This is a genomic window from Hymenobacter sp. YIM 151500-1, assembly GCF_025979885.1.
Classification (GTDB): Bacteria; Bacteroidota; Bacteroidia; order Cytophagales; family Hymenobacteraceae; genus Hymenobacter.
In genome coordinates, this window is record NZ_CP110139.1 from 3,235,635 (window position 1) to 3,262,566 (window position 26,932).

General features: G+C 60.6%; 17 protein-coding genes and 1 pseudogene. 10 read left to right on the top strand and 8 right to left on the bottom strand.

Annotated elements, in window-relative coordinates; translation table 11 throughout:
* Positions 1–2 precede the first annotated feature (2 nt).
* Positions 3–224: a DUF2795 domain-containing protein gene (locus OIS53_RS13615; protein WP_019948259.1), complete on the top strand. Its 222-nt coding sequence runs from the start codon at positions 3–5 to the stop codon at positions 222–224.
* 95 nt (positions 225–319) lie between these two features.
* Complete coding sequence (locus OIS53_RS13620; RefSeq protein WP_264679124.1) at positions 320–1,096, top strand: ABC transporter ATP-binding protein; 777 nt, start codon at positions 320–322, stop codon at positions 1,094–1,096.
* 170 nt (positions 1,097–1,266) lie between these two features.
* On the opposite strand, the gene OIS53_RS13625 is transcribed toward OIS53_RS13620, so the two are convergent.
* The 4 genes and pseudogenes from OIS53_RS13625 to OIS53_RS20505 form a co-directional block, all read right to left on the bottom strand.
* Positions 1,267–2,508 (bottom strand): lycopene cyclase family protein, encoded by a 1,242-nt coding sequence (locus OIS53_RS13625; RefSeq protein WP_264679125.1) that lies wholly within the window; start codon positions 2,506–2,508, stop codon positions 1,267–1,269.
* A 350-nt stretch (positions 2,509–2,858) separates the two neighbouring features.
* Positions 2,859–4,247, bottom strand: a complete 1,389-nt coding sequence (locus OIS53_RS13630; RefSeq protein WP_264679126.1) for a sigma-54-dependent transcriptional regulator — start codon at positions 4,245–4,247, stop codon at positions 2,859–2,861.
* Between the two features lie 35 nt (positions 4,248–4,282).
* A complete protein-coding gene (locus OIS53_RS13635; protein WP_264679127.1) occupies positions 4,283–5,314 on the bottom strand; it encodes a sensor histidine kinase in 1,032 nt (343 codons plus the stop codon).
* A 147-nt stretch (positions 5,315–5,461) separates the two neighbouring features.
* A pseudogene (locus OIS53_RS20505) lies at positions 5,462–6,160 on the bottom strand (tetratricopeptide repeat protein); the annotation flags it as partial.
* 490 nt (positions 6,161–6,650) lie between these two features.
* Between OIS53_RS20505 and OIS53_RS13640 the strand changes: the two are divergent.
* The 5 genes from OIS53_RS13640 to OIS53_RS13660 all read left to right on the top strand — a co-directional run bounded on the left by OIS53_RS13640 (position 6,651) and on the right by OIS53_RS13660 (position 18,341).
* Complete coding sequence (locus OIS53_RS13640; RefSeq protein ID WP_264679128.1) at positions 6,651–8,714, top strand: RICIN domain-containing protein; 2,064 nt, start codon at positions 6,651–6,653, stop codon at positions 8,712–8,714.
* A gap of 177 nt (positions 8,715–8,891) precedes the next feature.
* Positions 8,892–11,579, top strand: a complete 2,688-nt coding sequence (locus tag OIS53_RS13645) for a glycosyl hydrolase family 28-related protein (RefSeq protein ID WP_264679129.1) — start codon at positions 8,892–8,894, stop codon at positions 11,577–11,579.
* 1,891 nt (positions 11,580–13,470) lie between these two features.
* Positions 13,471–14,619: an RICIN domain-containing protein gene (locus OIS53_RS13650; RefSeq protein WP_264682358.1), complete on the top strand. Its 1,149-nt coding sequence runs from the start codon at positions 13,471–13,473 to the stop codon at positions 14,617–14,619.
* A gap of 600 nt (positions 14,620–15,219) precedes the next feature.
* Positions 15,220–16,989 (top strand): cellulase family glycosylhydrolase, encoded by a 1,770-nt coding sequence (locus tag OIS53_RS13655; protein WP_264679130.1) that lies wholly within the window; start codon positions 15,220–15,222, stop codon positions 16,987–16,989.
* Between the two features lie 104 nt (positions 16,990–17,093).
* Entirely contained in the window at positions 17,094–18,341 is a 1,248-nt protein-coding gene (locus tag OIS53_RS13660) for a golvesin C-terminal-like domain-containing protein (protein WP_264679131.1), read from the top strand.
* 905 nt (positions 18,342–19,246) lie between these two features.
* On the opposite strand, the gene OIS53_RS13665 is transcribed toward OIS53_RS13660, so the two are convergent.
* Together OIS53_RS13665 and OIS53_RS13670 are read right to left on the bottom strand one after the other, a co-directional pair.
* Positions 19,247–20,110 (bottom strand): LOG family protein, encoded by an 864-nt coding sequence (locus OIS53_RS13665; RefSeq protein WP_264679132.1) that lies wholly within the window; start codon positions 20,108–20,110, stop codon positions 19,247–19,249.
* 453 nt (positions 20,111–20,563) lie between these two features.
* Complete coding sequence (locus tag OIS53_RS13670; RefSeq protein WP_264679133.1) at positions 20,564–21,823, bottom strand: ABC transporter permease; 1,260 nt, start codon at positions 21,821–21,823, stop codon at positions 20,564–20,566.
* 142 nt (positions 21,824–21,965) lie between these two features.
* Between OIS53_RS13670 and queA the strand changes: the two genes are divergently transcribed.
* The 3 genes from queA (at position 21,966) to OIS53_RS13685 (ending at position 24,866) form a co-directional block, all read left to right on the top strand.
* Positions 21,966–23,015 carry a tRNA preQ1(34) S-adenosylmethionine ribosyltransferase-isomerase QueA gene (gene queA, locus OIS53_RS13675; RefSeq protein WP_264679134.1) on the top strand — a complete coding sequence of 350 codons (1,050 nt, stop codon included), beginning with the start codon at positions 21,966–21,968 and terminating at the stop codon, positions 23,013–23,015.
* Between the two features lie 153 nt (positions 23,016–23,168).
* Complete coding sequence (locus OIS53_RS13680) at positions 23,169–23,852, top strand: 2-C-methyl-D-erythritol 4-phosphate cytidylyltransferase (RefSeq protein ID WP_264679135.1); 684 nt, start codon at positions 23,169–23,171, stop codon at positions 23,850–23,852.
* 216 nt (positions 23,853–24,068) lie between these two features.
* Entirely contained in the window at positions 24,069–24,866 is a 798-nt protein-coding gene (locus OIS53_RS13685; RefSeq protein WP_264679136.1) for an enoyl-CoA hydratase-related protein, read from the top strand.
* A gap of 34 nt (positions 24,867–24,900) precedes the next feature.
* Here the strand turns inward: OIS53_RS13685 and OIS53_RS13690 are convergent, their stop codons facing one another.
* Positions 24,901–25,608 carry a response regulator transcription factor gene (locus OIS53_RS13690; protein WP_264679137.1) on the bottom strand — a complete coding sequence of 236 codons (708 nt, stop codon included), beginning with the start codon at positions 25,606–25,608 and terminating at the stop codon, positions 24,901–24,903.
* The gene (locus tag OIS53_RS13695) at positions 25,601–26,872 is read right to left on the bottom strand and encodes a sensor histidine kinase (RefSeq protein ID WP_264679138.1); all 1,272 of its coding nucleotides are present in this window, start codon (positions 26,870–26,872) and stop codon (positions 25,601–25,603) included. Before OIS53_RS13695 ends, OIS53_RS13690 begins: the two co-directional genes overlap by 8 nt.
* Positions 26,873–26,932 lie beyond the last annotated feature (60 nt).

Below are 26,932 nucleotides of genomic sequence, written 5' to 3' on the forward strand. Positions count from 1 at the left end.
CTATGTACTGGACTCTGGAACTTGCTTCGTACCTGGAAGATGCCCCCTGGCCCGCCACGAAGGATGAACTCATCGATTATTCTATCCGCTCGGGTGCCCCGATGGAGGTGGTAGAAAACCTGCAGGCTCTGGAAGACGACGGACAACCCTACGAGAACATCGAAGAAGTATGGCCGGACTACCCGACCAAGGAAGACTTCATGTTCAACGAAGACGAATACTAGGATGTAGAGGTGAGATGATGAGAAGTGAGAGGTGAGACTAGGTTCTGACAACTCGCTAAGAGCCAACAGAACGAAAGTCTTACTTCTCACTTCTCATGTCTGACCTCTCACTTCTACGCATAGAACAGCTAATTGCGGGGTATGGACGGCGCGTCCTGCTCCGCAATTTGTCTTTTACGGTGCCGGAGCCGGCGTTTGTGGCCATTGTGGGGCACAACGGCTGCGGCAAGACGACGCTGTTTCGGGCCCTGACGGGGCGTATTCCTTACCAGGGCACGGTGCAGGTGCGGGGCCAGGACCTGCGCGCCGTGCGCCAGCCCGCCGCCAGCGGCCTGCTGGCCCACCTGCCCCAGCGGGGCAGCGTGGAGTTTTCGATTCCGGTGCGGGAACTGGTGGTGATGGGCCGCTTCCGCCACCACCGCTTCCTGAGTGCTTACTCGCCCCACGATTACGCCTTGGCCGACGCGGCCCTGGCCCGCGTGGGGGCCGCTCACCTCGCCCAGCGCGACTTTACGCAACTCTCCGGTGGCGAGCAGCAGCTGGTATGGCTGGCCCAGCTCAGCCTCCAGGATGCGGCCCTCTACCTGCTCGACGAGCCCACCCAGCAGCTCGACGTCTACTACCGCCGCCGCGTCTTCGACCTGCTCCAGACCTGGGTAGCTGAGCAGCAGAAAACCATCCTCTGCATCACTCACGACCTTGATAACCTACCCACTCTGCGCGGCTACCTGCTCAACCTTTCCGCGCCTCAGCCTACACTGGAGCCATTGAACGCCGATACCGTGCGTGCTGCCAAGGAGTATCTGGAGAGCGAGGAGAGCTTGGCGGGACCTCACCCACTGGCCCCCTCTTCAAAAGAGAGGGAGGACTAGTTCTAGTTGTAGTTGCCTCACCCCAACCCCTCTCCGAAAAGGAGAGGGGCTCTAGTTGTAGTTTTTAGCCGACGTTCTTTCCACATTAATCATCCCCAACATCCTCAGCTGAGCAGGGGAGCTAGCCTCTAGTTCTAAAAGCTAGTTCCCCCTCTCTTTTGGAGAGGGGGCTAGGGGGTGAGGGCCCGCCTCCCCGGCCGGCGGCGCAGCACGTGCCAGATGGAGCGCAGGAAGGGCCAGGGTGTCACGGAGTTCATGATTTGGAAGTTTTCCTTCCAGGTGGTGCGCTCGTCCAGGAAGTCGAAGATGCGCTCCACGGGGTTGCGGCTGAACAGCTCGGCGAAAATGTTGTGGGTCCGCTCGCCCTGGCGCTGCATGATGTCGAGCAGCAGCGTATCGAAGAGGTGGAACTGCCACTGGTCGCCGGTGAGGTTGGGGGGCAGCTGGCCGGTGGCGGCCAGGGCCTGGGCGAGCCGCTGGGAGTGGGCCTGAATGCGCTTGAAGGCATAGCCCGTGCTGGGCTTGGCCCGCCCGGCCCGGGTGCCCAGGTTGATGATGCGGCTGCTTTGGGCCGCTGGCAGCGGGTGGTCGGTCATGGGGATGGCGCCCACCTCCTCGGCGGTGATGCGGTAGTTGGTCAGACCCAGCGTATCGCGCAGGTAGTCCCGCAGCGCCGTTTCGTACTCGGCCTTGGGCAGGGGGGTTTCTGAGAACAACGTGTACTCCACCAGCGCCCGGCGCGGGCTGAACGGCAATACGTACATGAACCGCGCCTCGTGGTGCTGCTTGCCCCGAAAGTCCATGAACTCCACCGTTGTGGGGTCGAATACGTCGTGGTCCGTCTCCACCTCCCAGCCTACGAAGTGCTGCAGCAGGTAGCGGTGGCGCTGGGGCTGCCGCAGCTGCTCCAGCTGCGGCGGACGGCTGTCGAAGGCATACCGGCCCGTGAACTCGCCGGCTGGCGTGGTGGCCTGTACTCCGGCCGCATTGGGCAGCTCGCGTAGGTCCTGTACGGCAGTCGGCACCCACGTCACTTGCGGACTAGCTTCCAGGACCGCGCGCACGTGGCGGTAGAAGTCCAGCCCCCGAATCATCTTGTAGCGGTGGCGCTGCAGCTCAAACACCTGCTCAAATTGCGGGCTGCGAAAGGCAATCCGGCCCCATTCGTGCGCCACGATACCGTCGAAGAGCATGGGCGCGTCGGTCCAAAACGACCAGGTCCGGTCGTTCTGGTTTTTGGCTTCGGGCTCCAGAATGAGCATCCGCTTACCAGCCAGACGTGGCTCCTGGCTGATGTGATACGCGAGGCTCAGGCCGGCTGCTCCCCCGCCTATCAATAGGTAATCAAAGTCTGAGGCTGCGGCCATGCTCGACAGGAAGTGCGCTGCCCACATGCGAAGGGCAAGGCGCAAGTTGCAAACTTATCCGCTACCAGATTGTGCGGGCAGGCAGCAGAAAGTGGAGTGTAGAACGTCCTGCTCCACCTGACCTGGCGCCCGCGCAGCCGGAGCCTCTAGCGTGCCGACGCGTGAGTGGTAAACCGTCCTGCTGAGCGGAGGCGCAGCCGTAGGCAAGCATCTTTCCCGCTTCGTTGAGCAAGCGTTAAGAGTTAGCCAGCGGGAGAGCTGCTTGGCTCCGCCTTCCTTCGGTTCGACTGCGGCTCCGCCTCCGCGGACGCCAGATAGAGCAGGACGTTCCTCTTCTTATGTACTCAAAAAAATATACCAGTCTGGCGGCGCAGCGGCGGCACGGGACTAGGGGTTTACTTCAGCACAATGTCTTTGGCAATGCCCAGCTTGCGCACCCGCGCATCCAGCGTGTTCGGGTGCATCTGCAGCAGCTCGGCCGCCCCGCCTACGCCCCGAATCCGGCCGTTGCAGTAGCGCAACGTAGCCCAGATAAACTCCCGCTCCATCTCTTCCAGAGACCGGGGCACGAACTCAGGCTCGGTGGTGGCGGCCACTGCCGGGCTGGCGGCAGGCTGCACGCCCAGCGTGGTAATGAGCGGGCCGCGAGCCAGCAGCACGGCCCGCTCTACCAGGTGCTGTAGCTCCCGCACGTTGCCGGGCCAGTCGTAGCGCTGCATTTCGGACCAGGCTTCGGGGCTGAAGTCCTGCACGGGCTTGCCCAGCTGCTGCCGGGCCTTTTGCAGGAAGAACTGCGCCAACGGAGCAATGTCGCCGCGCCGCTCCCGCAGGGGCGGAATGGTGATGGGAAACACGTTGAGGCGGTAGTAGAGGTCGGCGCGGAAGCGGCCGGCGGCCACTTCGGCCGGCAGGTCGCGGTTGGTGGCGGCAATAACCCGCACGTCCACGGGCAGGGTCTCGGAGCCGCCCAGGCGCTCAATCTCCTTTTCCTGCAACACGCGCAGCAGCTTGGGCTGCAGCTCCAGGGGCAGCTCCCCGATTTCATCCAGAAAAATAGTGCCCTTGTGCGCCAGCTCAAACTTGCCGAGGCGCCGCTCACTGGCTCCCGTGTAGCTCCCCTTCTCGTGCCCAAACAACTCACTCTCAATCAGCTGGGCCGGCAGGGCCGCGCAGTTGACCTTGATGAGCGGATAGCTGTGCCGGGCCGACTGGGCGTGGATGGCGCGGGCAAACAGCTCCTTGCCCGTGCCCGTTTCGCCCAGCAGCAGGGTGGTCATGTCGTAGGGCGCCACTTGCCGCACTTGCTCAAACAGGGCCTCGGTGGCCGGGTCCTGGCCTACCAGGTCCTGGAAGTTGTGCGTCGCCCGAATTTCCTCGGTCAGGTACGCTTTTTCCAGGGTCAGCTGCTCGTTGGTAGAGCGCACCTGGGCCAGCTCGACGGCGGCCACGATTTCGGCTTCCTTGAAGGGCTTGAGGATGTAGCCGTGGGGCTGCGTGGTCACGGCCCGCTGCAGCGTCAGCTTGTCGGCGTGGGACGTGACGTAGATGAACGGGATGCGGTAGCGCGTGCGCAGCAGCTGGCCCAGCTCAATGCCGCTCCGCTCTCCTTGCAGCATAATGTCCACAAACACGAGGTCGGGCCGGTTGGCGTCGAGGTGGGCCAGGGCGTCGGGCACGGCAAACGCCAGGAAGACGTCGCTGCCCAAACGACGCTGTAAGATTCCTTGCAAGTCGTTGGCAATAACAAACTCGTCTTCGACTAAGAGAATGCGGAGTGGGGTCATAGAATGCAAGATAGGAAGTAGACACCCGGCCGAAACTACGCCTGGGCAGCCACCGGCGTTTGGGGCAGCTCGCGGAAGGTCAGGGTAAAGCAGGCGCCCGGTGCGGCCGCCACCTCCAGGCGGGCTTTCATCTGCTGGGCCAGCCCGGCCACCAGGCGCAAGCCCAGCGAGGCCACCTTGGTGGGCACCACACTGGCGGGCAGGCCCACGCCCGAGTCGGCCACCACCAACTGGTAACGGCCGGCCTCCACCTGCCCCAGCGTCACCCACACACGCTGGTCGGGATAGCCGGGCGGAAAGGCATACTTCAGCGCATTGGTCACCAGCTCATTGACAATCAGGCCCAGGGGCACGGCCGTGTGCGTGTTCAGTTGCAGGGGCTCGACGCTCACGTGCAGCTGCACGCGGGCGGCCTCCTGCCGGAAAGCCTCGCTGATGGCTTCGGTCAGCTCGCCGAAGTAGCTGAGCATATCGATGCGGGCCAGGCTCTCGGACTGGTAGAGGTTCTGGTGAATCAGGGCCATGGTCTGCACCCGGCTCTGGCTGTCGCGGATGGCCTCGATGGCGGCCGGCTCGTGCAGGGTGTTGACCTGGGTGTTCAAGAGGCTGAGCACAATTTGCAGGTTGTTCTTGACGCGGTGGTGCACCTCCTGCAAGAGCAGCGTCTTCTCGCGCAGCAGCAGCTCTTTTTCCTGGTCGCGCACTTCTAGCACCTGCTTCTGGGCATTGAGTTGCTGCACCGCGCGCTGGCGCAGGCGGTAGCGGTTATATAGGATGCCCACGGCCAGCAGCAGCAGCCCGGCCGTAACAAAGGCCGCATTGCGCAGGGTACGCTGTTGCAGGGCTGCCAGGCGAGCAATCTGGTTTTGCTGCCGTAGCATCTGAATGTTGCGTTCCTTTTCTTTGGTATCGTAGCGGCCTTGCAGCTCGGCTACTTTCGCCTCCTGCTCCTGCTTGCGCAACTGGGCTTCGAGGCGCCGGTTTTCGGCGCCGTACCGCCGAGCCAGGCGGTAGTTACCTTGCTGCACATAGAGGGTATCGAGCAGGTCGTTAATACTGATAATCATCGATATATTCCTAAGCCCTATGCTTTCTTTCCGGGCACTGAGGCCGTGATACACGGCCATGTCTAACCGCCCCAGCTTGCCGTAGGCCTGCGCCAGTGTAGCCTCTGACAGATTCTCCGCTGTCTTGTCGCCGATTTTACGCGCTATGCGAATGGCTTTGAACAAAGGAGCCAGAGCCACCCGCGGCTTATCCAACTCAAGGTAGGCGTCGGCTAAGTTGTTGAGCGCATAGACTACTGTTGAGTTTTGCCCACTCCGCCGCCACCGGGCCAACGCCACTGCCTTCTCGTAATAAGGTATAGCGGCTTGGGGCTGATGCTGCCGGGTGTAAATTAGCCCTCGTCCGATATACGCCCTGTTCAAAGCAATAGTATCGTGAACAGCTCGGGCCAAAGTCATAGCGCGCATATTCCACGTTAACGCCTGGTCGAACTGCTGATTTTCGACCAGCAGATTGGCAATGTAGAGCGCCGTTTCAGGCATGCGGCGCTTCTCGCGCAACTGCTCCCAGATAGTCATACACTCCAGCATTTCTCGCTGAGCCTGAATGAAATATCCCTGCCGGGCATGAAGCATACCTAGCAGCTCAAGCGCCTGAGCTTGGCCCCAACGCCAGCCCAGGCGCTTCGCTTCAGCCCGCCCCTGTTGAATATAAGCCGCTGTCTGATCGTAATCGAAGTTGAAGTACTCGTTTGCCAGCGCGTTGATAATCAGCACCCGTGTCGTATCAGTAGAAGTCTGCAGCTCTCGTTTGAGGCTGTCAATCTTGGCAGTATTGGCAGGAAGCTGGGCAACCGCGTTCCAGCTACACAACAAAGCAAGCAAGCAGGGCAGCAAACGACGCATAAAGTCAGCAGGCAATGGTGGTCTGGCAAGACCTCGTGAAACACACCGGCAAGCTAAGCTGCTTTCTTCGATTTCTATAATTTATCTAGACCCCACATTTCGTGTTTGACATGTGGTATATCACTGAATCAGTGACGTAAAATTGTACAGAACCATTTATTTCAATATCAACAATTTTTAACTTAATAAACTAGTATACAGTATTTTGATACTAGTTTACAGTAAGCAAATTACACAAAAATAGGCCTGGCATAACTATTGGAACCGGGGCGGCCAGCTCAAAACTAATTGCATCCAAGGCGCTACTTGCCTCGGATTTGGTTTGAATAATTCAATTTGCATCTTGTAATACCTTCTCCTTGCGCATTACCGGCCGGCGTAGTCTAAGAAGGTGTGCTTTTGCCGCTGCTTTTTCCATCCATTAAATCCTTTCTGCTCTATGAGTACACATTTCTTCACTCTTTCCTCTCAGACACGTTCTTTACGTGGTGTGTGTCGGCCGGCAGGACTGCTGGTAGCGGCTTTGATACTGGGCGCGCTGGACCCTGATCCTGCCCAGGCCCAGGTGGCGGCCAAGCCAGCCGATTCGTTTGTGGAGTCCATTGGCGTAAACACGCACTGGAGCTACCCCTCCTATTCCAACTATGCGGGTCTTAAACAGAAGCTAAGCGAGTCTGGCATCCGTTACATCCGTGATAGCTCCTATCCGGGCAATTTCGACAAGTACAATGAGCTATACTCTGCCCACGGCATACGCACAAACGTGCTGCTGGGCCGCCGTCTGCCCGGCGACTGGCCTCAACCCCTGGACCTAGGGCAAATCGGCACCGAGCTCAGCAGCGTCAAGAGCGGCATTACAACAGCGGCGGTTGCTTCCCTGGAGGCCCCCAATGAGTACGACCTTTCTCACGGAAGCGGTGAATCGGACTGGGTGGGCAAAATCCAGCAGTACACCAAGGACACGTATGCCAAGGCCAAGGCTGATGCGACGCTGAAAAATCTACCCCTGCTGGGCCCTTCCCTCACCAGCGGCAGTGCCTATTCGCGAGTGGGCAACATGGACCCGTGGATTGACTACGTTAATCTCCATCCCTACCAGTCGGACCGCCATCCTGGCAGTGGAGGCTGGGGCGATGATGGCTACGGCAGCATCTACTGGCACAGAAAATATGGCGCCACCCTACAGTCTTCTTCGGGCAAACCCACGCAGGCCACCGAGTGCGGCTACCACAATGACCTGGCCAACGATGGATTGTCGGAAGAAGCCGCTGGCAAGTACACGGCGCGCATGTACGCCGAATTCTTTCGTACAGGCTTCAGCGTGCGCTCCTTTAAGTATGAGTTGCTTAACCAAGGCACCGGCTACAAGGAAGATGTATTTGGTCTGCTACGCAACGACTTAACAGAGAAGCCTTCGTTCCGGGCAGTGAAAAACCTGATTAGCGTGTTGTCGGACAAAGGGACGGCCTTTACACCCGGCTCACTAAATTATACGCTTACGGGCAACACCAACAACGTGCGCCAGTTGCTGTTTCAGAAGCGCAACGGCGATTTTTACCTGATGCTCTGGCTGGAGGTACCCAGCTGGGACGTGAATGCCAACAAGGACCTCTATCCGGCTGCCCAGACCGTAACTCTGACTCTACCCGGCACTATTAAGTCGGCTACCAAGTATGAGCTCAGCAATAACTCGGACCTGAGCACCGCTGCCGTATCCATCAGCGGTGGAGCGGTGACCTTGTCCGTATCGGATAAGGTAATGATTGTGAAGCTCAGCAGCGGCACGGTAACTTCAGTGCCCGGCACGCCCACTACGGGCGCGTTTAGCGGGGTGTACCGGCTGGTGGCGCGCCACTCAGGTAAAGTACTGGACATTAGCGGGGCCAGCACGGCTGAGGGTGCCGCTGCCATCCAGTGGACTTCTAAGGCCAGCAGCAACCAGCACTGGCAGCTGACGCAGCAAAGCAATGGCAGCTACAAGCTCGTAGCGCAGCACTCGGGCAAGTGCCTGGACGTGAATGCCGGCAGCACGGCCGACGGGGCTAAGGTGCAGCAATGGACCGACAATGGCACCAATGCCCAGCGCTGGGAAATTAAGCCGGCGTCGGATGGCTACTACACCCTCACCAACGTAGCCAGCGGCAAAGTGCTGGACGTGGCCGGCGGCGTTTCCGCCACGGGCGATGGTGTGAAGGTGCACATGTGGACAGCTCATGGCAATACCAACCAGCAGTGGAAGCTGGAGCTTGTTAGCTCTGCTGCCGGGGCCACTTCTACTGCCGACCAGCAGACGCTGAGTATATATCCGAACCCGATAGTGGAAGCCAGCGCCGACCCGGTTACTGTGCAGTACGTGTCCAGCAAGGCCCAGACTGCTCGCCTCATGGTAGTGAATTCCCAGGGTGTTACGGTGTACAACCAGGTAGTGCAGCTGCGCGCCGGGTTGAACAAGATACAGGTTCCGGCCTCACAGAAGCTCCACGGTGGCGTACACGTGGTGCGCCTGGCTACCGATGCCGGCGCCTTCACGCAACGCCTACAGGTAGCCCGCTAACTTCATCTGCGGCTACGCCTCTGCTTGCCGGCCCGTAGCCTTTCACCAACCTGAGCCCGATAAGAGTCCATACCTGTTGGTAAGCGCCCTTCTTATCGGGCTCTTGCGGCTCAGAGCCGGTCCTTGCCGGCCGCTTGCTGGGCTGCTTTCACCCACTTCCTTACTTGCCTACGCGCTATGAAAACACCGCTTACTTTCCCCCGCTTCCTGTCTTGGCTTCGTCTCGGCCTGGGGCTGCTGCTCGGTCTGCACGTGCTTACTGCCGGCCGGGCCCTGGCCCAGATACCAGAAGTCGTATTTCCCGCCGATGCCGGTGTAATCAATATTACGCAGGCGCCGTACTTCGCCAAGGGCGACGGCAAAACCGATAATACGGCCGCCCTGCAGCAGGCCATCAACGACTACCTGAAATCGGGCCGTATCCTATACTTCCCCAAAGGCATCTATCTCATCAGCAACAAGCTGACCTACGGCAGCGACCTGAGCAGGGCGAAGAACCTGATGCTTCAGGGCCAGAGCCAGGCGGGCACAGTCATTAAGCTGGCCAACGGCGCCGCCGGCTACGGCAGCGCCAGTTCGCCCAAGCCCTTGCTCACCATGTTTGAGGGCGGCAGCACCGGGCAGGCCTTCCGCAACACCATCAACGACCTGACCTTCGACGTGGGCAGCGGCAACCCCGGCGCTATCGGGGTCGAGTTCATGAACAACAACCAGGGCGGCATGGAAAACGTGACCATTCGCTCCAGCGACGCCACCAAGCGCGGCGCCACGGGCCTAAGCTTCACTAGGTCCTGGCCGGGTCCCGCCTACTTCAAAAACGTCACCATCGAGGGTTTCGACTATGGAATTCGCGCCACCAACTACGAGTACAGCCTGGTGTTTGAGCACCTGACCCTGCAGGGCCAGAAAGTGGCGGGGCTGCGCAACACCAACCAAACCTTCACCATCCGGGATTTCAGGAGCGTGAACACGGTGCCCGCCATTCAGCAGCTGGAAAAAGCGGGGCAGGTATCGGTGCTGGGCGGCAGCTTCACGGGAGGCTCGTCGGCCAACGCGGCCGTCACCGACAACAACGGCCGGCTGATTCTGCGCAACGTCAGCAGCAGCGGCTACGGCCAGCTCATCGACCACTCGGCCGGCAGCGGCATTGCCGACGTGGCCGGGCCCAATGCAGTGGAGTATTACTCGCACGCCACGAACAGCCTGTGGCCCAGCCCGCCACGCGCCTTGAGCTTGGCGGTGGAAGAAGCTCCCCAGGTAGCGGCGGCACCGCTGTCTGAGTGGGTGAAGGTGGCCAACGGCAGCGGCGATGACGCAGCCAGCATTCAGGCCGCCATTGATGCCGCCGCTGCCGCCGGCAAAACCACCGTGTACTTCCCGAAGGGCACGTACAACATCGGCAAAACCATTCGGGTGCATGGCAGCGTGCAGCGCCTGTGCGGGGTGGAGTCGACACTGGAAGTTGTGGAGCCGCTCCGCAAATCCACCGGGACGGTATTCAGGTTCGAGGACCTGACCGGCAACGCCGTGGTGGTGGAGCGGTTTCGGTGGGCACCGTATGGCAACGAAATTCCGGCGCCTTGGACGGGTGGCAAGTTTACGTGGCTGGAACACGCCTCACCGGCCACGCTGGTGGTGGAGCACGTTACGGCCTTTTCGGGCAACGCCTACAAGGCCTCCGGCGCAGGCAAGGTGTTCGTGAATGATGCCGCCATTTCCGGGTGGACGTTCAACGCCGGTCAGCAGGTCTGGCTTCGCCAGATCAATCCGGAGTCGAACAGCACGATGATTGCCAACAACGGCGCCACGCTCTGGGTGCTGGGCGTGAAAACCGAAGGGTGGGGCACGGTAATTTCAACCACGAGCGGCGGCAAGACGGAGGTAGTTGGCGGGCTTCTTTACCCGGTCCGGAGTGACTACGAAAGGAAGTATCCGGCATTTGTCGTTGACAATGCGTCGGCTTCGCTCACCTTTACGCACACTGGCAACGAGCGGTACGAGGTGTACGTGCAGGAAACCAGGGGCAGCGAGACGCGGCAGCTGCTGGAGGCCCAGGCCGGCAACGGGCGCAACATCGTCTTGTTCAGCGCGCACACGGGAACCGCGCCGCCTGCCCCGGCTCCGGTGGAGTACATCGTCGACAACCAGGACGCGGGGTTCAACACCACGGGCACCTGGACCGCCAGCACGGGCCTGCAAGGCTACCACGGTAGCAACTATCTGCACGACGGCGACGCGCAGGCCAGTGCCGCGGACGTAGCCACTTGGACCTCGCCCATCACCACGGCCCGCGCCGGCACCTACGACGTGTACATGCGCTGGACCAAGGCCGCCGACCGCCCGGACGCGGCTCCCGTCGAGGTGAACTACCAAGGTGGCGTGGCCAGCTTGAAGCTCAACCAGTCGGTAGGTGGGGGCGAATGGGTGAAAATCGGTACCTGGCCCTTTACCGGCGGCAGCGGCGACTACGTCCGCATCACCGGGGCTGATGCCGGCTACACCATTGCCGATGCCGTCAAGTGGGTGAAGGTCAGCGGCGAGGCAACGGGGCGGGCCGCTGAATCGGCGGTCGTTGCGGCGGAACCACCGGCTCTGCCTTCGGGCCCGATAGTCGAAAGCAGCCTCGTGGCCTACCCCAACCCCAGTCCCGATGGGCGCAGCACGCTGGCCCTGCAGGTCCGGCAGGCCCAGCGCGTGAACGTATACGTGCACAACGCCCAGGGCCGGCTGGTGAGCATGTTCTCCGTCTCCTGCCAGCCTGGCCGCAATGACTTCCGCCTGCCCGCTCCTCTGCCCCCCGGCACCTACTACCTGCGTGCCACCCCCGACGGCACCCCCCACTACTTCACCCTTGACGTGCAGTAGGTGGCTTGCCTGTACACAAACAAGGCTCCGGTGCAGGGACGTGCGCCCTCACAGAATCGCTCGGAACCATGGATAGGGCAGCTTTTGGTTGCGAAGGCCGGTAACGGTCTTTCTTCCAGCCCTGGCCTCTTTCCATTCAATCCTACTCAGCATGTCTCATGCCTAGACACTTTCCTTTTGTCGTCCGCTCAGCCTGGGAGCGGACGACACTGCAGCAGCAGTGGGCACCGCTGTTTTCGGCGCGGATGCTGTTCTCCCGGCCGCCTCCACCGCCCACGAGCAGGTGACGGCCAAGCCCGCCGAGCCGATTGTAAAAATAACTACGGCCAGCACAACGAGCTGTACTCCACCCATTTTCTACCCATGTAAACCAGCAGTCATGAAAAATTTTTCTATAGCTTTTCTGTGCGTTTTGCTATTTGTAGCAAATAGCGTCAAAGCGCAGTCTCCGGACCTGAAATGGGCGGGGATAAATGTGAATACCAATGGTGATGGTTATTTCGACGTTCCTTATGTTACGGAAGCGGACAAGCAGGTTAATACGCTACAGCTCGGGATTGTCCGGATGGGGGTGAATCAGGTGGGTGGCAGAAACACGTCGGCCTCCTTTTCATGGACCATCAGGGACCGAGTTGTAGATACCCATTTAGCTGCCGGTTTAAGCATTCATGCCACGGTTTCCCCTGGTAGGGAAACTGTGGACAAAGGCAGCAGCACTGCCGAGTGGAAAAACAATTACCGAAATTTTTGCAGAAATATTTTCGCCCATTACAAGGGCAAAATATTTTACTATATAACGGAAAATGAACCTGACCTGATAGGTGATACATTTCCTCCCCAGCTTTGTGTGGAGATGCAGCAAATTGCCTTTGAAGAAGCCCGTAAGGTGGATGCATCGATTCGCATCGAGAGTGCACCGACTTCAAGCACGGGCAACAAAGGGTATCTTGAAGACATGATCAAGCTGGGCGTCACCAGGTATTGCGATGTTATTGGCGTGCATACCTATGGTGCACAAATCAACGACGAATCCTGGTATGATCACCTCGGCAGGCCCTGGGAATACATGGCCGCCGCCAACGCGGCGTCCGGGTATCCGATACGGCCGGTGGCGAGCAGCGAAAGCGGCGCCTCTGCCTACTGGCCCGCAGATCGGGGGTTTGGGGGGGGGGTAGACGGCCGGGTATGGCAGGCCCGTTGGTTCCGCCAAGCCTGGATCGCCCACAAACGCTGGGGGTATGACAGCCACCTGCTTTATAGCCTCACCCGTTCTGACGCGGGGGAGGGTTGGAACATAGCCAGGTGGAATGGGTCTGCGCTTGTCCCCTACCAGCCCACCTACGATGCCATAAAGTCTGCGTACAAACTCACGCCGTTTGCCAACGGAAACTTCGAGGCGGCCAATGACCGGGAGCTGGGCTGGGCTATTAACACCGGAGTAGAACAGGGAAACAGTACTCCGTTTGAGTGGGGCCGCATCACCTTTCCTACCAATGATGCCGCAAATTCACGTAATGGCAATGGCCATTGCCGCATGAACATGGACGGCGACGCTCCCAGCAAAGCCATAAATACCAGGAGAGTAAGACGCGTTGCGGAAACGTTAACCCCGAACACTCTTTACACGGTTACCGCTTATGTAAGAATTACCGGGGGTGGTACGGCTACCCTCAAAGTTCAGGGGTTCGATAATCTTAATGGGGCAAAAGAAGTAAGTACTTCAACAAGTACAACCGGAGGCTGGCAAAAGCTGGAGGTTAGCTTTACACCTAAGCGTACGTGGGGAGTAATAACGCTGGAAGGCACGGGTACCGGTGCCGGCCGTATTATTTCTTGGGACGACGTTTCCATCTCAAATAGTACGCCCCCAACGATAAGTGCGCCGGACTTGGTGGTAACGGACATCAGCTGGAGCCCGGCCAGCCCGGCCGTGGGCACGGCCCTCACCTTTAGCGCCACCATCAAAAACCAGGGCACCGCCGCCACGCCGGCCGGCGTCGTGCACGGGGTGGGCTTCTTTGTCGACGGCACTCAGGTCGGTTGGTCGGACAACTCCACCGACGCCCTGGCGGCCGGCGCCTCGCGCACGGTCAGCGGCACGGGCCCGCTCTATACCCTGACGGCGGGCACGCACACGGTGGAGGCATTCGTGGATGACATCAACCGCATTGCCAACGAGAGCAACGAGACCAACAACAAGCTCACCGAAACGCTGACGCCCGGCACTGGCAGCGGCCCGTTCAGCGGCGTTTACAAGCTCACGGCCCGTCACTCAGGCAAGGTGCTGGACGTATACGAGGCCAGCCGGTCCGACGCGGCAAACGTGGTGCAGTGGACGGACCTGGGCGTGGCCAACCAGCAGTGGAAGATTGAGGCGGCCGGCGACGGCTACTACACGCTCACGGCCCAGCACTCGGGCCGACGCCTGGCCCTGGACCTGAGCGCCAGCACCAACGGCGGCCACACCGACGCCACGGCCGACGGCGTGCGCGTGTTCCAGTACGGCACCAACGCGGCCGGCAACCGCCTTTGGAAAATTGAGGCCACCGGCGACGGCTACTACACGCTCGTCAACAAGCGCTCAGGCAAGGTGCTGGACATCAGCGGTGGCCCCTCGGCCACGGGTAACGGGGCCAAGGCGCAGAGCTGGCGAAACGTGGGCGGCGCCAACCAGCAGTGGAAGCTGGACAAGGTAGCCATCCCGGCCAGTGCCGCCAGCGCCAGTGTCGCCACGGCCGCCACGGCCAGCGCGGCCGAAGGCACTGCCACCAGCGCCGGCGCGGCCGAGGGCACGCGCTTGATGGCCTTTCCCAACCCCAGCCCCGACGGGCGCAGCACGCTGGCGCTGGAGGCGCGCCAGGCCCAGCGCGTGACCGTGTACGTGCACAACCGGCAGGGCACCCTGGTGAGCATGTTCTCCGTCTCCTGCCAGCCCGGCCGCACCGACTTCCGCCTGCCTGCCACCTTGCCGGCCGGCACCTACTTCCTCAAGGCCGCCCTCGACGGGCAGCAGCAGCAGTTCACCCTCCAAGTAGAGTAACAATTTAAGGGTGACATTCTAGTAGCGCGGGCTAGTTTCTCTGCATGAAGTAGGTGGAACTAGCCCTACTCTGGGTTGACAACTGAAGTAAGCTTTTGGCATAACATAGCAAGCATGGATACGGTGCGCGGGCAGCAAGCCGCGTGGGCATTGTGCACACGCTGAGCTGGCAGCCGTGGTTATGCTGGGCAATGAAATGGGTCGTGAGCAGATACTTGTGCTTCGGGCCTAGGGCAGCAAGTCGTAGGCTAGTAAGCCAATGCGCCCTGTACTAGCTAAGGTCACAAGGGAGATGAAGCCTGGTGCTGCGCAGCTACTAGCTATTGAAGCTCCCTTCAGGTGGCCACCTGTTTCCGGCTTAGGGCCCTGTCTGGGTAACACCTCCGTTTGCTTGTTTTCGGCTGCTGCTTGCTAGCATAAGAATACTCTTCAGTTGCTCAGACTATGCCGGCTGCTCAGACAGATCCTTAAAGAACAAGCTTCGCGCTGGCTTTACTTCTCCTTCCGGCTATGGTAACGGACCAACTTTCTTTCCTGAACAAGGCTTATCCGTGTCAGTGGGGTTTAGCGGGTCGCCTAGCCGGTCTACTGCTGTTGGTGTTGGGGTTCCTTTCAGCGGGGGCCCAGAACTTCACCGTGCAGGGGCCAGCCATCTATGATCCTGCGGGCCAGGAATTCATTCCGGTGGGAGCCAACGTTAATGCCTTCAACTTTCAGGGCTGGGCCCGGGTGGGGCATTCCGCCGCCGAGCGCAACACATGGCGCGACTGCTGGAAGTTTAACTGCCTGCGGGCCAACCTGTACCTGTATGCGCCGCAGTGGCAGGGACAAACTACCGATAAACCCTTTTTCGGTAATGAAACCGAAGCATTCCAGCACTTCGACAATTTGGTCAACCTCTACACCCCATCCAAGATTGTGGTCATGTTTGAGGTGCATGACTTTACTGGTACCTGGCCCACAGCCGCCCAGCAGACGGACCTGAAAAACTTCTGGAAGCAGATGGCCCTCCGCTACAAGAATAACCCCTACGTCTGGTTCAACATCATGAACGAGCCAGGAGCTGAAAAACCGGTACCAGTGCGCTACCGCGACATTCACCGCGACGTGACTCAAGCCATCCGTGACCAGGGAGCCAGCAACGTCATCATCGTCGACGGCACGCAATGGGGACAAGAGGCTCACACCTGGGACGACAAGCCCATTCCGGCCGACCACAGCGGGGTGCTTACGTACGGCCCGGCCATCGTGAGCGGCTTCAGCAACGTAGCCTTCAACTTTCATCTGTACGACCAGTGGGTCAACAACTACACGCCTAAAACGACCAAGTACAACGACTACGTGGACCGGGTGCGGGCCCTGAATCTGAGCATCTTTGTGGGCGAAGTAGGCAGCGTCGACACCGAAGCAACTAAACATGCCACCGAACTGGCGTATGCCGGTCTGAAAAGCAAGAAGGTTGGCATGTTGGCTTGGCACTATACTGGCGCCGATGAGTTCAAGATGACCGACGGCGGCTCGGGGAATGTTCTCAACAACTGCATCATCCCAACCAACCTCACTCCGCTGCAAGGCCGCTTTTTCTGGAACGCCACCCACCAAGATGGCTTCGGTCTAGGCTATCAGGCTACTACCGTTGCTTCCGGCAACTTAGTGGTTAACGGCGGGTTTGAGAATAACCTGACGGCCTGGAGCGGAAGTACCGGCTCTGTATTGGTCACCACGAGCAACGTGCGTAGCGGAGGTGGCAGCAAAGCCCTGGCCGTTGCCAATGCCGGGACCTGGGTGCACAACAGTTTGTCGGGCTACGTGCCGGGCCAAGCCTACACTATTTCGGCCTGGGGCAAAGTAGCGGCTGATGGGCAACGCACCATCGTCGGCCTAAAAGGTAGCACTGGTGAACTGCAAATCCTAACTTTCACTTCAACAACCTACAGCCAGCAGCAAGCCACCTTAACCGTGCCAGCTGGCACTACTTGGCTGCAAGTATTCGTCTACCAGCCCGGGGCCGGCACCGGTTATATCGATGATATCTCGCTGACGACCAGCCTCGGTGGCATTCTGACGGCTAGGCACGCCACGACCCGCTCTACTGGCTCGGAAACGCTCCACGCATATCCCAATCCGGCCCATGAACAGCTAACGGTACAATGCCGGCTGTGCTCCTCCAGCTTGGTGGAGTTGCGCCTGATGGACGCGCTGGGCCGCCTTGTGCGCCGCCAGACTCACCAACCAGTCGCTTCTTCTGGTTTGCACCAGCACGTACTGGACACGCGCGGCTTGCCGGCCGGCACTTACCTGCTCGAACTGCGAACCGCCAATGATACTACCAACCACCTGCAACGCCAAGTCGTGCTCCTTCAACCCTAAGTAGCTGCCCACCGGCACCTATCACCTGCGCGCCACTCCCGACGGCGCCCTCAGCACTTTACTTGAAAGTTTAGTAGTTCCTTTCACTCTTAACCAGCATTTGTATGAACACGCACACAAGCATTCCGGCCAGCCGCCTCTTAGGCTGGCTTCTGCTCGGCACCGCGGCCACGCTGGCTTCCTGCCAGAAGCAGGAAGAAGTAGTAGCGCCCCAGATGCAGGAATCTACCAGCAAGGCCGAAAACATCGGGGCCGCCGCCGGCGCCCTGGCGTACTGGCCCCTCGATGGCAGCGCCGCCGACGCCAGCGGCAGCAGCTCCGGCACGGTGGTGGGCGCCACCTTCGAAGCCGGCATCAGCGGCCAGGCCCTGCGGTTCGACGGCAACGACTACGTCAACGTTCCGGCGGGCCGTGCCTACAGCCCCGATGGCTCCATATCCGTCTGGGTGAAAACCACCCAGACTACGGCGGGGCGCCTGGTTTTCAACACGCAAATTAGCCCGAACGAAGGCACCACGGACGCCATGTTCCTGGGCCTGACTGACGGGAAGCCCCAGCTGTTTTTCGGCGGGGCCCCGAGCTTCGACCCCCGCCCCTTTTCGCTGGTGGGCAACCGGCGCGTCAACGACGGGCAGTGGCACCACGTGGCCGCCACCTGGGCCCTGAACCCCGTAGAGGGCTTCCGGGCTACCCGGCTCTACGTAGATGGTGCCCTGGTCGTCAATGATGATGATGGAACGGGCCCTGACGCTGATGGCTCCACCCTGGCCGACCCCCTGGCCGGCAGCTTCGATTTCAGCCGGCCCATCCGCCTGGGCGCTTCCCCTACTTCAGCCGCTTTTTTTGTAGGGTCGCTGGATGATGTCAGCATCTATAACCGCGCGCTGACCGCCGCCGAGGTAACGGCCCTGGCTGCCCGGCCTGCTACTCCGGCTCCGGTGGAATACATCGTCGACAACCAGGACGCGGGCTTCGGCACGACGGGCACCTGGACCACCAGCACGGGCCTGCCTGGCTTTGCCGGCCGCAATTACCTGCACGACGGCGACGCGCTGGCCAGCCCCGGCAAGGCCGCCACCTGGGCCTCGCCCATCACTACGCCCGCCCGCGCCGGCACCTACGCCGTGTACCTGCGCTGGACCAGCGCCGCCGACCGCCCGGACGCGGCTCCCGTCGAAGTCAACTACCAGGGCGGCCTGGCCCAACTCACCGTCAACCAGCGCCAGCGGGGCGGGCAGTGGGTGCTGCTCGGCACCTGGCCCTTTGCTCCGGGCAGCGGCGACTATGTGCGCCTGTCTGCCACCGACGCCGGCTTCACCATCGCCGATGCCGTTCGCTGGGTGAAGCAGTAAGGCAACCAGCCGCCGGTCCGGTTGCGTGTCGTGATTGGGCCGGCCGCGCTAGCGCCGGCGGGTTCCCGTATGGCACTCCAGATGGCCTGTACGCCGCCACATACCGCCATAAGCGCGTGTGCCGGTCATAGCCGTCAGCGTAAAGGTGCGCCAAGGGACGGGTAGCAGTAGCGACCCGCGTCGGAAGCGGAAGAAAATCACGTGGCCACTGGCATGGAGCTTCTGCCATGGGGGCTTCCATGGCGCGTTCCGCGTCTTCGGCGCTAAGCGTGTGACCGAACCTAGGAAAAAGCCCGTTGACGTTGACAGCCATGGCTACCGTACGCTATGGCGAAGCTTCGAGCACGGATGAAACAGCTAGCTGTTGCCAGCGACAGGCACCTGCCGGACATCATAGCGCGGTTGAAGGCGTTGCGGCGCCGGCGCAGCAGGAAGACGAAGAGTTTCTGGCAGCCAGCGCAAAGCCACCCTCGGCGTAACTAAACAGACTAGGCGTATCACGTATGCCGAAAGCATTTCCTGCACCAGCTCAGTAAAGCCTGTTATGCACTGCTACGTCAAAACGCGGTTTGTGAAAAGCAGCTGAGCGTCTTAGAAGCCCACTCCGACCCGCCAAAGCGTTTTTGGCTACACAGCTACCGCTGAAGCAGTAGCGGCTTGACACAAAAAGCGCCTCTATTGCTCAGAAAATCCATGACTGGCGCTAGCAAGCTTATCAGGAGCCACAACGAGATTGTGTTCTACGAAAGCGACGAGGGACCTGCTGCTAAGCAGCCCCCTGGCTTTTGCTGCTCCTGATGAGCATAGCTCAACGCACATTCTGCAAACCCGCGAAAACACACGAAAAACGGCTTGTTCAGTCGAGCAAGCCGTTTTTCGTGTGTTATAACCACAGCTGACTTGAATCAGAAGTTGGGCGAAAGCAGATACTTGCTGTAGAAGTCGTCGATGATTTTCACGGCCGAAGCGGCATCGTCCACAATCTGCACTAGGTGCAGGTCTTCGGGGGAGATGTTGTGCTCCTCGTGCAGCATCACGTCCTCAATCCACTTAAACAGCCCGTTCCAGTAGGCCGAGCCCACCAGCACGATAGGGAAGCGGCCGATTTTCTTGGTTTGAATCAGGGTAATGGCCTCGAACAGCTCGTCCAGGGTGCCGAAGCCGCCGGGCATCCCAATAAAGCCCTGAGCGTACTTCACGAACATCACCTTGCGCACAAAGAAGTAGTCGAAGTTGATGATTTTGTCGGGGTCGATGTAGATGTTGTGGAACTGCTCGAAGGGCAGCTCAATGTTCAAACCCACCGACTTGCCGCCCTCCGACCGGGCACCCTTGTTGCCGGCTTCCATAATGCCGGGGCCGCCGCCCGTAATCACGCCGTAGCCGTGGCGCACCAGCTTGGCCGCAATTTCCTCGGCTACCTGGTAATAGGGATTTTCGGGCTTGGTGCGGGCCGAGCCGAAGATGCTCACGCAGGGGCCAATCTTGGTCAGCTTCTCGAAGCCTTCCACAAACTCGGCCATCACCTTGAAGATCTGCCAGGAGTCGGCAATCTTGATTTCGTTCCAGTCTTTGTCGACAAAGGCCTTGCGGATGCGCTGCTCATCGTCGAGCTGAATGGTTCGCTCGCCGTGAGTTTGCTCGCGCAGGTCGCTGATGGTCTTGACTTTATTGTCGTTGACGTTGGGTTGCACGATGGTCTGGCCGCTGCCGGCATTCAGCACTTCGTCGGCCACTTTGGTGCGGCTGGTTTTTTTAAGCTTCGACATGAGCTTCAGAGGTAAGGCGGCGCGGGCAGCCGGCTGTTGCCGGCCCCCGGTGGGGTAAGCCCCGCGCCGGGTAAACAAGAAAATAATAGGCAAAAAGAAAGCCGCCCACGGAAGAAGGCGACCAAAAGTAACGGCCCGCAAGTTAACAATTTGTTAACATCAAGTTAAGAAAGTGATGGGGTAATGAGGTGAGGAGGTGACAGGTGAATGGCAACAGGTAACACGTCTGTCATGCTGAGCGCAGCCGGAGGCGCAGTCGAAGCATCTTTACCTCTGACTAACTCCTGATGCTTGCTCAATGAAGCGGGAGAGATGCTTCGAGTGCGGCTGCGCCTCCGCTCAGCATGATTATACCACCCCAACATCAGCACGCGAGATGCTTTGACAAGCGGACGCCAGATGCAGCATGACGTTCTACTTGTTACCTGTCACCATTCACCCCATCACCCAAAACTACTTGGCCCGAATGGCAATAACCGGGTCGAGGTTGGCGGCCAGCACGGCGGGGATGATGCCGGCCAGCACTCCAATGACCACCGACACCGTGAGGCCCAGAGAGATATTGCCGGCTGATAGCGTCAGGGGCAGCGCGTCCTGGGGCACCAACGTCACGAGCCAGACCAGCAGGATGCCGGCCGCCCCGCCCAGCAGGCACAGAAACACGGCCTCAAACAAGAACTGGAACAGCACGAAGTAATTCTTGGCGCCCAAGGACTTCTGAATGCCGATAATGTTGGTGCGCTCCTTCACCGATACAAACATAATGTTGGCAATGCCGAAGCCGCCCACTAGCATGGCAAACGAGCCGATAACCGCTCCCGCCACGCCAATCACCGAAAACAGGCTGGAAATGGCGTTGGCCAGCATTTCGGGTCGGTTCAGGGAGAAGTTGTCTTCCTCGCGGGGCTTCAGGCCGCGGATGTTGCGCATGGCGCCTTTCAGCTCGTACTCCAGGTCGAGCAGGCCGGGGTCGTCGTCGGTGCCCTTCACGCCGATGCTGGGCGTGACGCCGCCAAACCCGCTCGTACTGATGGTAAACATCTTGGCAAACGCCCCGAACGGAATAATGCAGTTGTTGTCGTTGCCGGTGATGCCGAGCACGTTTTTGCCGGCCTTCTCCATCACCCCAATCACCACGAAGCGCTGCCCGCGGGTTTTGAGCACCTGCCCGATGGCCGAGCGGCCCGGAAACAGGTTTTTAGCCACTTCATTGCCGATGATGGCCACGCCGCGGGCACTTTCAATTTCCTGGGGCGTAAAGTAGCGGCCTTCCACCACGGGCACGTCCGAAATCTTGCGGAAGTCGAACGTCACGCCCTGGAGCATGGCCCCGCTCATGCTGTTGGAGCCGGCCCGGAACGTATTGCCGTTCATGTTGGCGAAGATGGCTACGCCCTGGCTGTTGGAACTGAGGTTTTTCTGGAGCAGGCGGTACTCACGCACCGTGGGCACGGGCCGCTTGAAAAACTTCCACCACGGAAACTTCGGGTCGAACACCCACGGCCACTTGTCCACGTAAATCACCTTGTCGCCCACGAAGCTCATGCTGTCCCGGATGTTCTTCTCCAGGGAGTCGACCACCGTAAACACGGCAATGATGGCGAAGATGCCCACCGTGACGCCCAGCAGCGACAAAATGGTGCGGAGCAAGTTGGCTTTCAGGGCGTGCCACGCAAAGCGGAAACTCTCCAAAGTCAGGCGTAGCGCTTTCATACGGTGGCAATAGTTCGGCTAAGGGCGTAGCAGGGGCAATAAGCAGATTTTAGGCGAAAAGTAAGGAAAATACCGGCCGGATGCGTACTTTCGCGGCTCAAATTTTTGTAGTAGGTTCCCCTTCTATTGCCCTGTCTGGCCCATGAAACTGTCTGAGTTTAAATTTGACTTACCGGAAAGCCTGCTGGCACAGCACCCGGCCAAAAACCGCGACGAGTCGCGCCTAATGGTGCTGCACCGCGACAGCGGCAAGATTGAGCACCGCGTGTTCAAAGATATTATCGAGTATTTCGGCGACGGCGACGTGATGGTGGTCAACGACACGAAGGTGTTTCCGGCCCGCCTGTACGGCAATAAAGAGAAAACCGGCGCCCAGATTGAAGTGTTCCTGCTGCGCGAGCTGAATAAGGAAGTACACCTGTGGGACGTGCTCGTAGACCCGGCCCGCAAAATCCGGGTCGGCAACAAGCTGTACTTCGGCGAGTCGGACATGGTGGCCGAGGTTATTGACAACACCACTTCCCGCGGCCGCACCATCAAGTTTCTGTTCGACGGCACCGACGAGGAATTCTACAAAGCCCTGCACGACCTGGGCGAGACGCCCATCCCGAAGGAGTTCATTCCGCGCGACACTGAGGCCGCCGACAAAGAGCGGTACCAGACCATCTACGCCAAGCACACCGGCGCCGTGGCAGCTCCGTCGGCGGGCCTGCACTTCACCCGTGAGGTGCTGAAGCGCCTGGAAATCAAAGGGGTGGACGTGGTGCCGGTGACTCTGCACGTGGGCCTGGGCACATTCCGGCCCGTAGACGTGGAGGACCTGACCAAGCACAAGATGGACTCGGAGAACTTCATCGTGCCGGCCGAGTCGGCGGCGGTGGTGAACCGGGCCCTGGATGCCAAGAAGCGGGTGTGTGCCGTGGGTACCACCTCCATGCGAGCCATGGAGTCGTCGGTGTCGGCCAACTCGCGCCTGAAGCCGACCGAGGGCTGGACCGACAAGTTCATCTTCCCGCCCCACGACTTCAAGATTGCCAACACGCTGCTCACCAACTTCCACACCCCGGAAAGCACGCTGATGATGATGGCCGCCGCCTTTGCCGGCTACGACTTCCTCATCGAAGCCTACCAAACCGCCATCAAGGAGAAGTACAAGTTCTTCAGCTACGGTGACGCCATGTTGATTTTATAGAGGTGAGAAGTTAGAAGTGAGAGGTGAGACATGAGAGGGTAGACCTTCGTCACTTCCAGAAACTTCACGAACCGCTTACGCCCGGCTACCTTTGGTGGCCGGGCGTTTTGCTGTCTTGCAATTGTCCTTCTCACCTCTCACTTCTCACCTCTCATGTCTACATCCCGCTTTGCCATCATCGTTGCCGGGGGCAGCGGCACGCGCATGGGCACCGACCGGCCCAAGCAGTTTCTGGAGTTGGGCGGGGAGCCGGTGCTGGTGCACACGCTGCGGCGGTTTTCGGAGCCGGCCCTAGGCGTGCAGGAGTGCGTGGTGGTGCTGCCCCCCGACCAGTTTGACACCTGGCAGCAGCTTTGTGCGCGCTACGCCGTGGGGTTGCCGCACGCGGTGGTGGCAGGCGGCCATTCGCGCTGGGCTTCGGTGCGCAACGGCTTGGCCCACCTGCAGCAGCACACGGCTGGCATCGTGGCCGTGCACGACGGGGTGCGGCCCCTCACGCCGGCTGCCGTCATTGAAGCCACGTTTCAGGCCGCCCACAACCACGGCGCGGCGGTAGCAGCGGTGGTGCCCAAGGACTCGGTGCGCAACCTGAGCCAGCAGGGTTCTTATGCCCTCAACCGCAGCCGCCTGCGCCTCGTGCAAACCCCGCAGTGCTTTGAAATTAACCTGCTGCGCCGGGCCTACCAGCTGTCCGAGCTGCCCACCTTCACCGACGACGCCAGCGTGGTAGAAGACTTGCACCCGATTCATCTAGTAGACGGCGACTACCGCAATATCAAGATTACTACCCCAGAAGACTTATTGATTGCCGAGGCGCTGCTGAAAGGGAATGAGTGAATGAGTAAATGAGCAAATGAGTGAATAGGCTGTCATCTTGAGCTGTGCAAAGGGCCTTATAACACCTGAGCGGATACTGCTAACCCGACCCTATTGTGCAACCGACACCGTACCATCGTGAGCAGGCTCTTTGCTGCGCGGAAGCCAGATGAGGATGACAGTATCTTTACTCACCCATTCACTCAGTCACTCATTCACCGATTCACTCATTTCCTCATGTACTCCTGCCTGCTCTACGACGTGCGCCCGGATGGCGTCGCCACCATCACCCTGAACCGCCCCGACGTGTTCAACGCCTTCAACGACGCGCAGAGCTACGAGCTACAGGACGCCCTAAAGCAGGTGGCCCGCGACGCCAGCGTGCGGGCCGTGGTGCTGACCGGGGCCGGGCGGGCATTTTGCTCGGGGCAGGATTTGAAAGCCGCCAAGGAAGCCGAAGCCGCTGAGGGCCAGCCCCGCTCCTTCTACGACTCCCTGCACAAACGCTACAACCCCATCATCCGGGCCATGCGCGGGCTGCCCAAGCCCATTATTGGGCGGCTCAATGGGGTGGCGGCCGGTGCCGGCTGCTCCCTGGCCCTGGCCTGCGACGCTGTTATTGCCTCGTCGGAAGCTTCGTTGATTGAGGTATTTATTAATATTGGGTTGGTACCCGACTCGGGCTCGTCGTGGTTTTTGCCGCGGCTGGTGGGCACGCTCAAGGCGTTTGAGCTGTGCACACTGGGTTCCAAGGTAACGGCCGAGGAGGCGCTGCGGCTGGGCCTGGTGAACCAGGTAGTAGCGCCCGAGCAGCTCGACGAGGCCACTTACGCCCTGGCCACGCGCTACGCCCAGGCGCCCACCAAGTCCATCGGCCTCATCAAGCAGATGCTCAACAAAGCCGGTGCCAGCACTCTTGACGAAATGCTCGACTACGAAGCCTACTGCCAGCAGATTGCCGGCGAGTCGGAGGACTACCGAGAGGGCGTGCAGGCTTTTCTGGAGAAGCGCAAGCCTCAGTTTCGCGGGCAGTAGGGGCGCGTCGCACGCGCCCGGCCGTGGAACGGCCCTACGGCGCGGCGGCCACGTTCAGCACAAAGCCCACGCGGGGCACGTTGCGCAGCTGCAAGGCGGGGTCGTGGCGCAGGTGCTTGCGCAGGCGCGAGATGAACACGTCGAGGCTGCGGCCCAGGAAGTAGTCGTCGGAGCCCCAGAGGGTTTGCAGGATGTCTTCGCGCCGCAGCACCTGGCCGGGGCGCTGGCTGAAGAGGGCAAGCAGTTGGGCTTCTTTCTGGGTGAGAACTGCCGCCCCGGCCGGCCCGGTCAGCGTGAGGTTGTCGGCGTTGAAGCGGTACTGGCCCAGCCGTACTTCTGCTGGCCGCGCCGGCCCGCCCACGGTGCGGCGCTTCAAGAATACCTCGATGCGCAGCACCAGCTCCTCGAAGCTGAAGGGCTTGGTAATGTAGTCGTCGGCGCCGGTTTGCAGGCCGGCTATCCGGTCTTCTTTTAGTGATTTGGCGCTGAGAAACAAGATGGGTACGTGGGCGTTGCGGCGGCGAATGTGCTGGGCTACGGCAAAGCCATCGGCGCCGGGCAGCATCACGTCCAGCAAACACAAGTCGAACATGCCCTGGTCGAAGGCGGCCAGGGCCGCGGCGCCATCGGGGCAGTGCGTGACGTGGTAGCCGCGGCCCGTGAGCAAGTCGCAGGTTATGAAGCCCAGGTTCACGTCGTCTTCGGCGTAGAGCAGGCGGGCAGCGGGCTGGGGCTCAGGCATAGGCAGGCTCCCCCGGCATAACGAGCGTGAACGTGCTGCCCTGCCCCGGCGCGCTGTTCAGCGACAAGTGCCAGCGGTGGGCCTGCGCCACGCTGCGCACGTAGTACAGGCCCAGCCCAAACCCCGCCGGCGCCGCCGCGCGGGCCGCTGGGGCGGGCACCCGGAAGAACTTCTCGAACACGCGCCGCTGGTACGGGCGCGCAATGCCCACGCCGTTGTCGGCCACGGTGAGGTGCAGCTGGCGGCCGTGGGTGCGCGTGCCCAGGCGCACCACCAGCGGCGCCGCGGCGGCGTACTTCACGGCGTTGTCGAGCAGGTTGAACAGCAGGTTAGCCAGGTGCGTAGGGTCGGCGTGAACGTGGGCGGGCCGGGCCGCCAGTTCGGTTTCGATGCGGGCCGGCGCGGGAAAGTTGCGCACCACTTGCTCAATCAGCGCGTGCAGGTCGAGCCGCTCGGGGTGCAGGCCCAGGACTGCCCGCTCGCCGCGGGCCAGCTGCAACACCTTGTTTACCTGCTGGTTGAGGCGGCGGTTTTCTTCCTGAATGATGCCGGCGTAGCTGCGCAGCCGCTGTGGGTGCTGGGCCGCGTCGGGGGCGGCCAGCACATCGGCGGCCAGCCCGATGGTGGCAATGGGCGTTTTGAACTCGTGGGTCATGGAGTTGATGAAGTCCCGCTGCACTTCCGACAGCTGCTTCTGACGCAGAATCACGAACAACGCGTACCCGAAAAAGCCCGTTACCACCAGCAGAATCACCGACATCAGCATCCAGATATCGAGCCGGCTTACCAGGTAGGAAGTCCGCGCGGGCAGGTGCAGCCCGAAGTAGTAAGTGTAGCGGTGATACTTGGGCAGCGCCGCCACCGGAGCCGCCGGGCGCGGGGCGCGGGCACTCACGTAGCTGCCGTACACCATCCGATCGGTGGTGCAGTCGTAGATGGCATACTCGTAGTCCATGCGCAGGTTGAGGGCGTTGAACTCCTGGCGCAGGTAGTGCTCCAGCACGCCGGCATCTATCCGGTCGTTGACGTTGACCACGTAATAGTTCGATGACAGCTGGCTAACCGGGCTCTGCGCCGGCAGGGCCACGCCGTTGTAAGTAGCCAGGCGGGCGGCCACATTTTTCAGGGCAATGCAGAGGCTTTGGTTGAACTGCCGCTCTTCGTTGTCGAAGGCCTTGCGCACCCAATACATCTGCATGGTGACGATGCCCAGCACCGACACCACGCCCAGCACGATTACCGTCCGAATGGTGGCCGAATTCATGCCCCTAAGCTACTACTGCCCCGCGCTCCGGCCGCGGCTCACCGGCGGCATTAACATCTC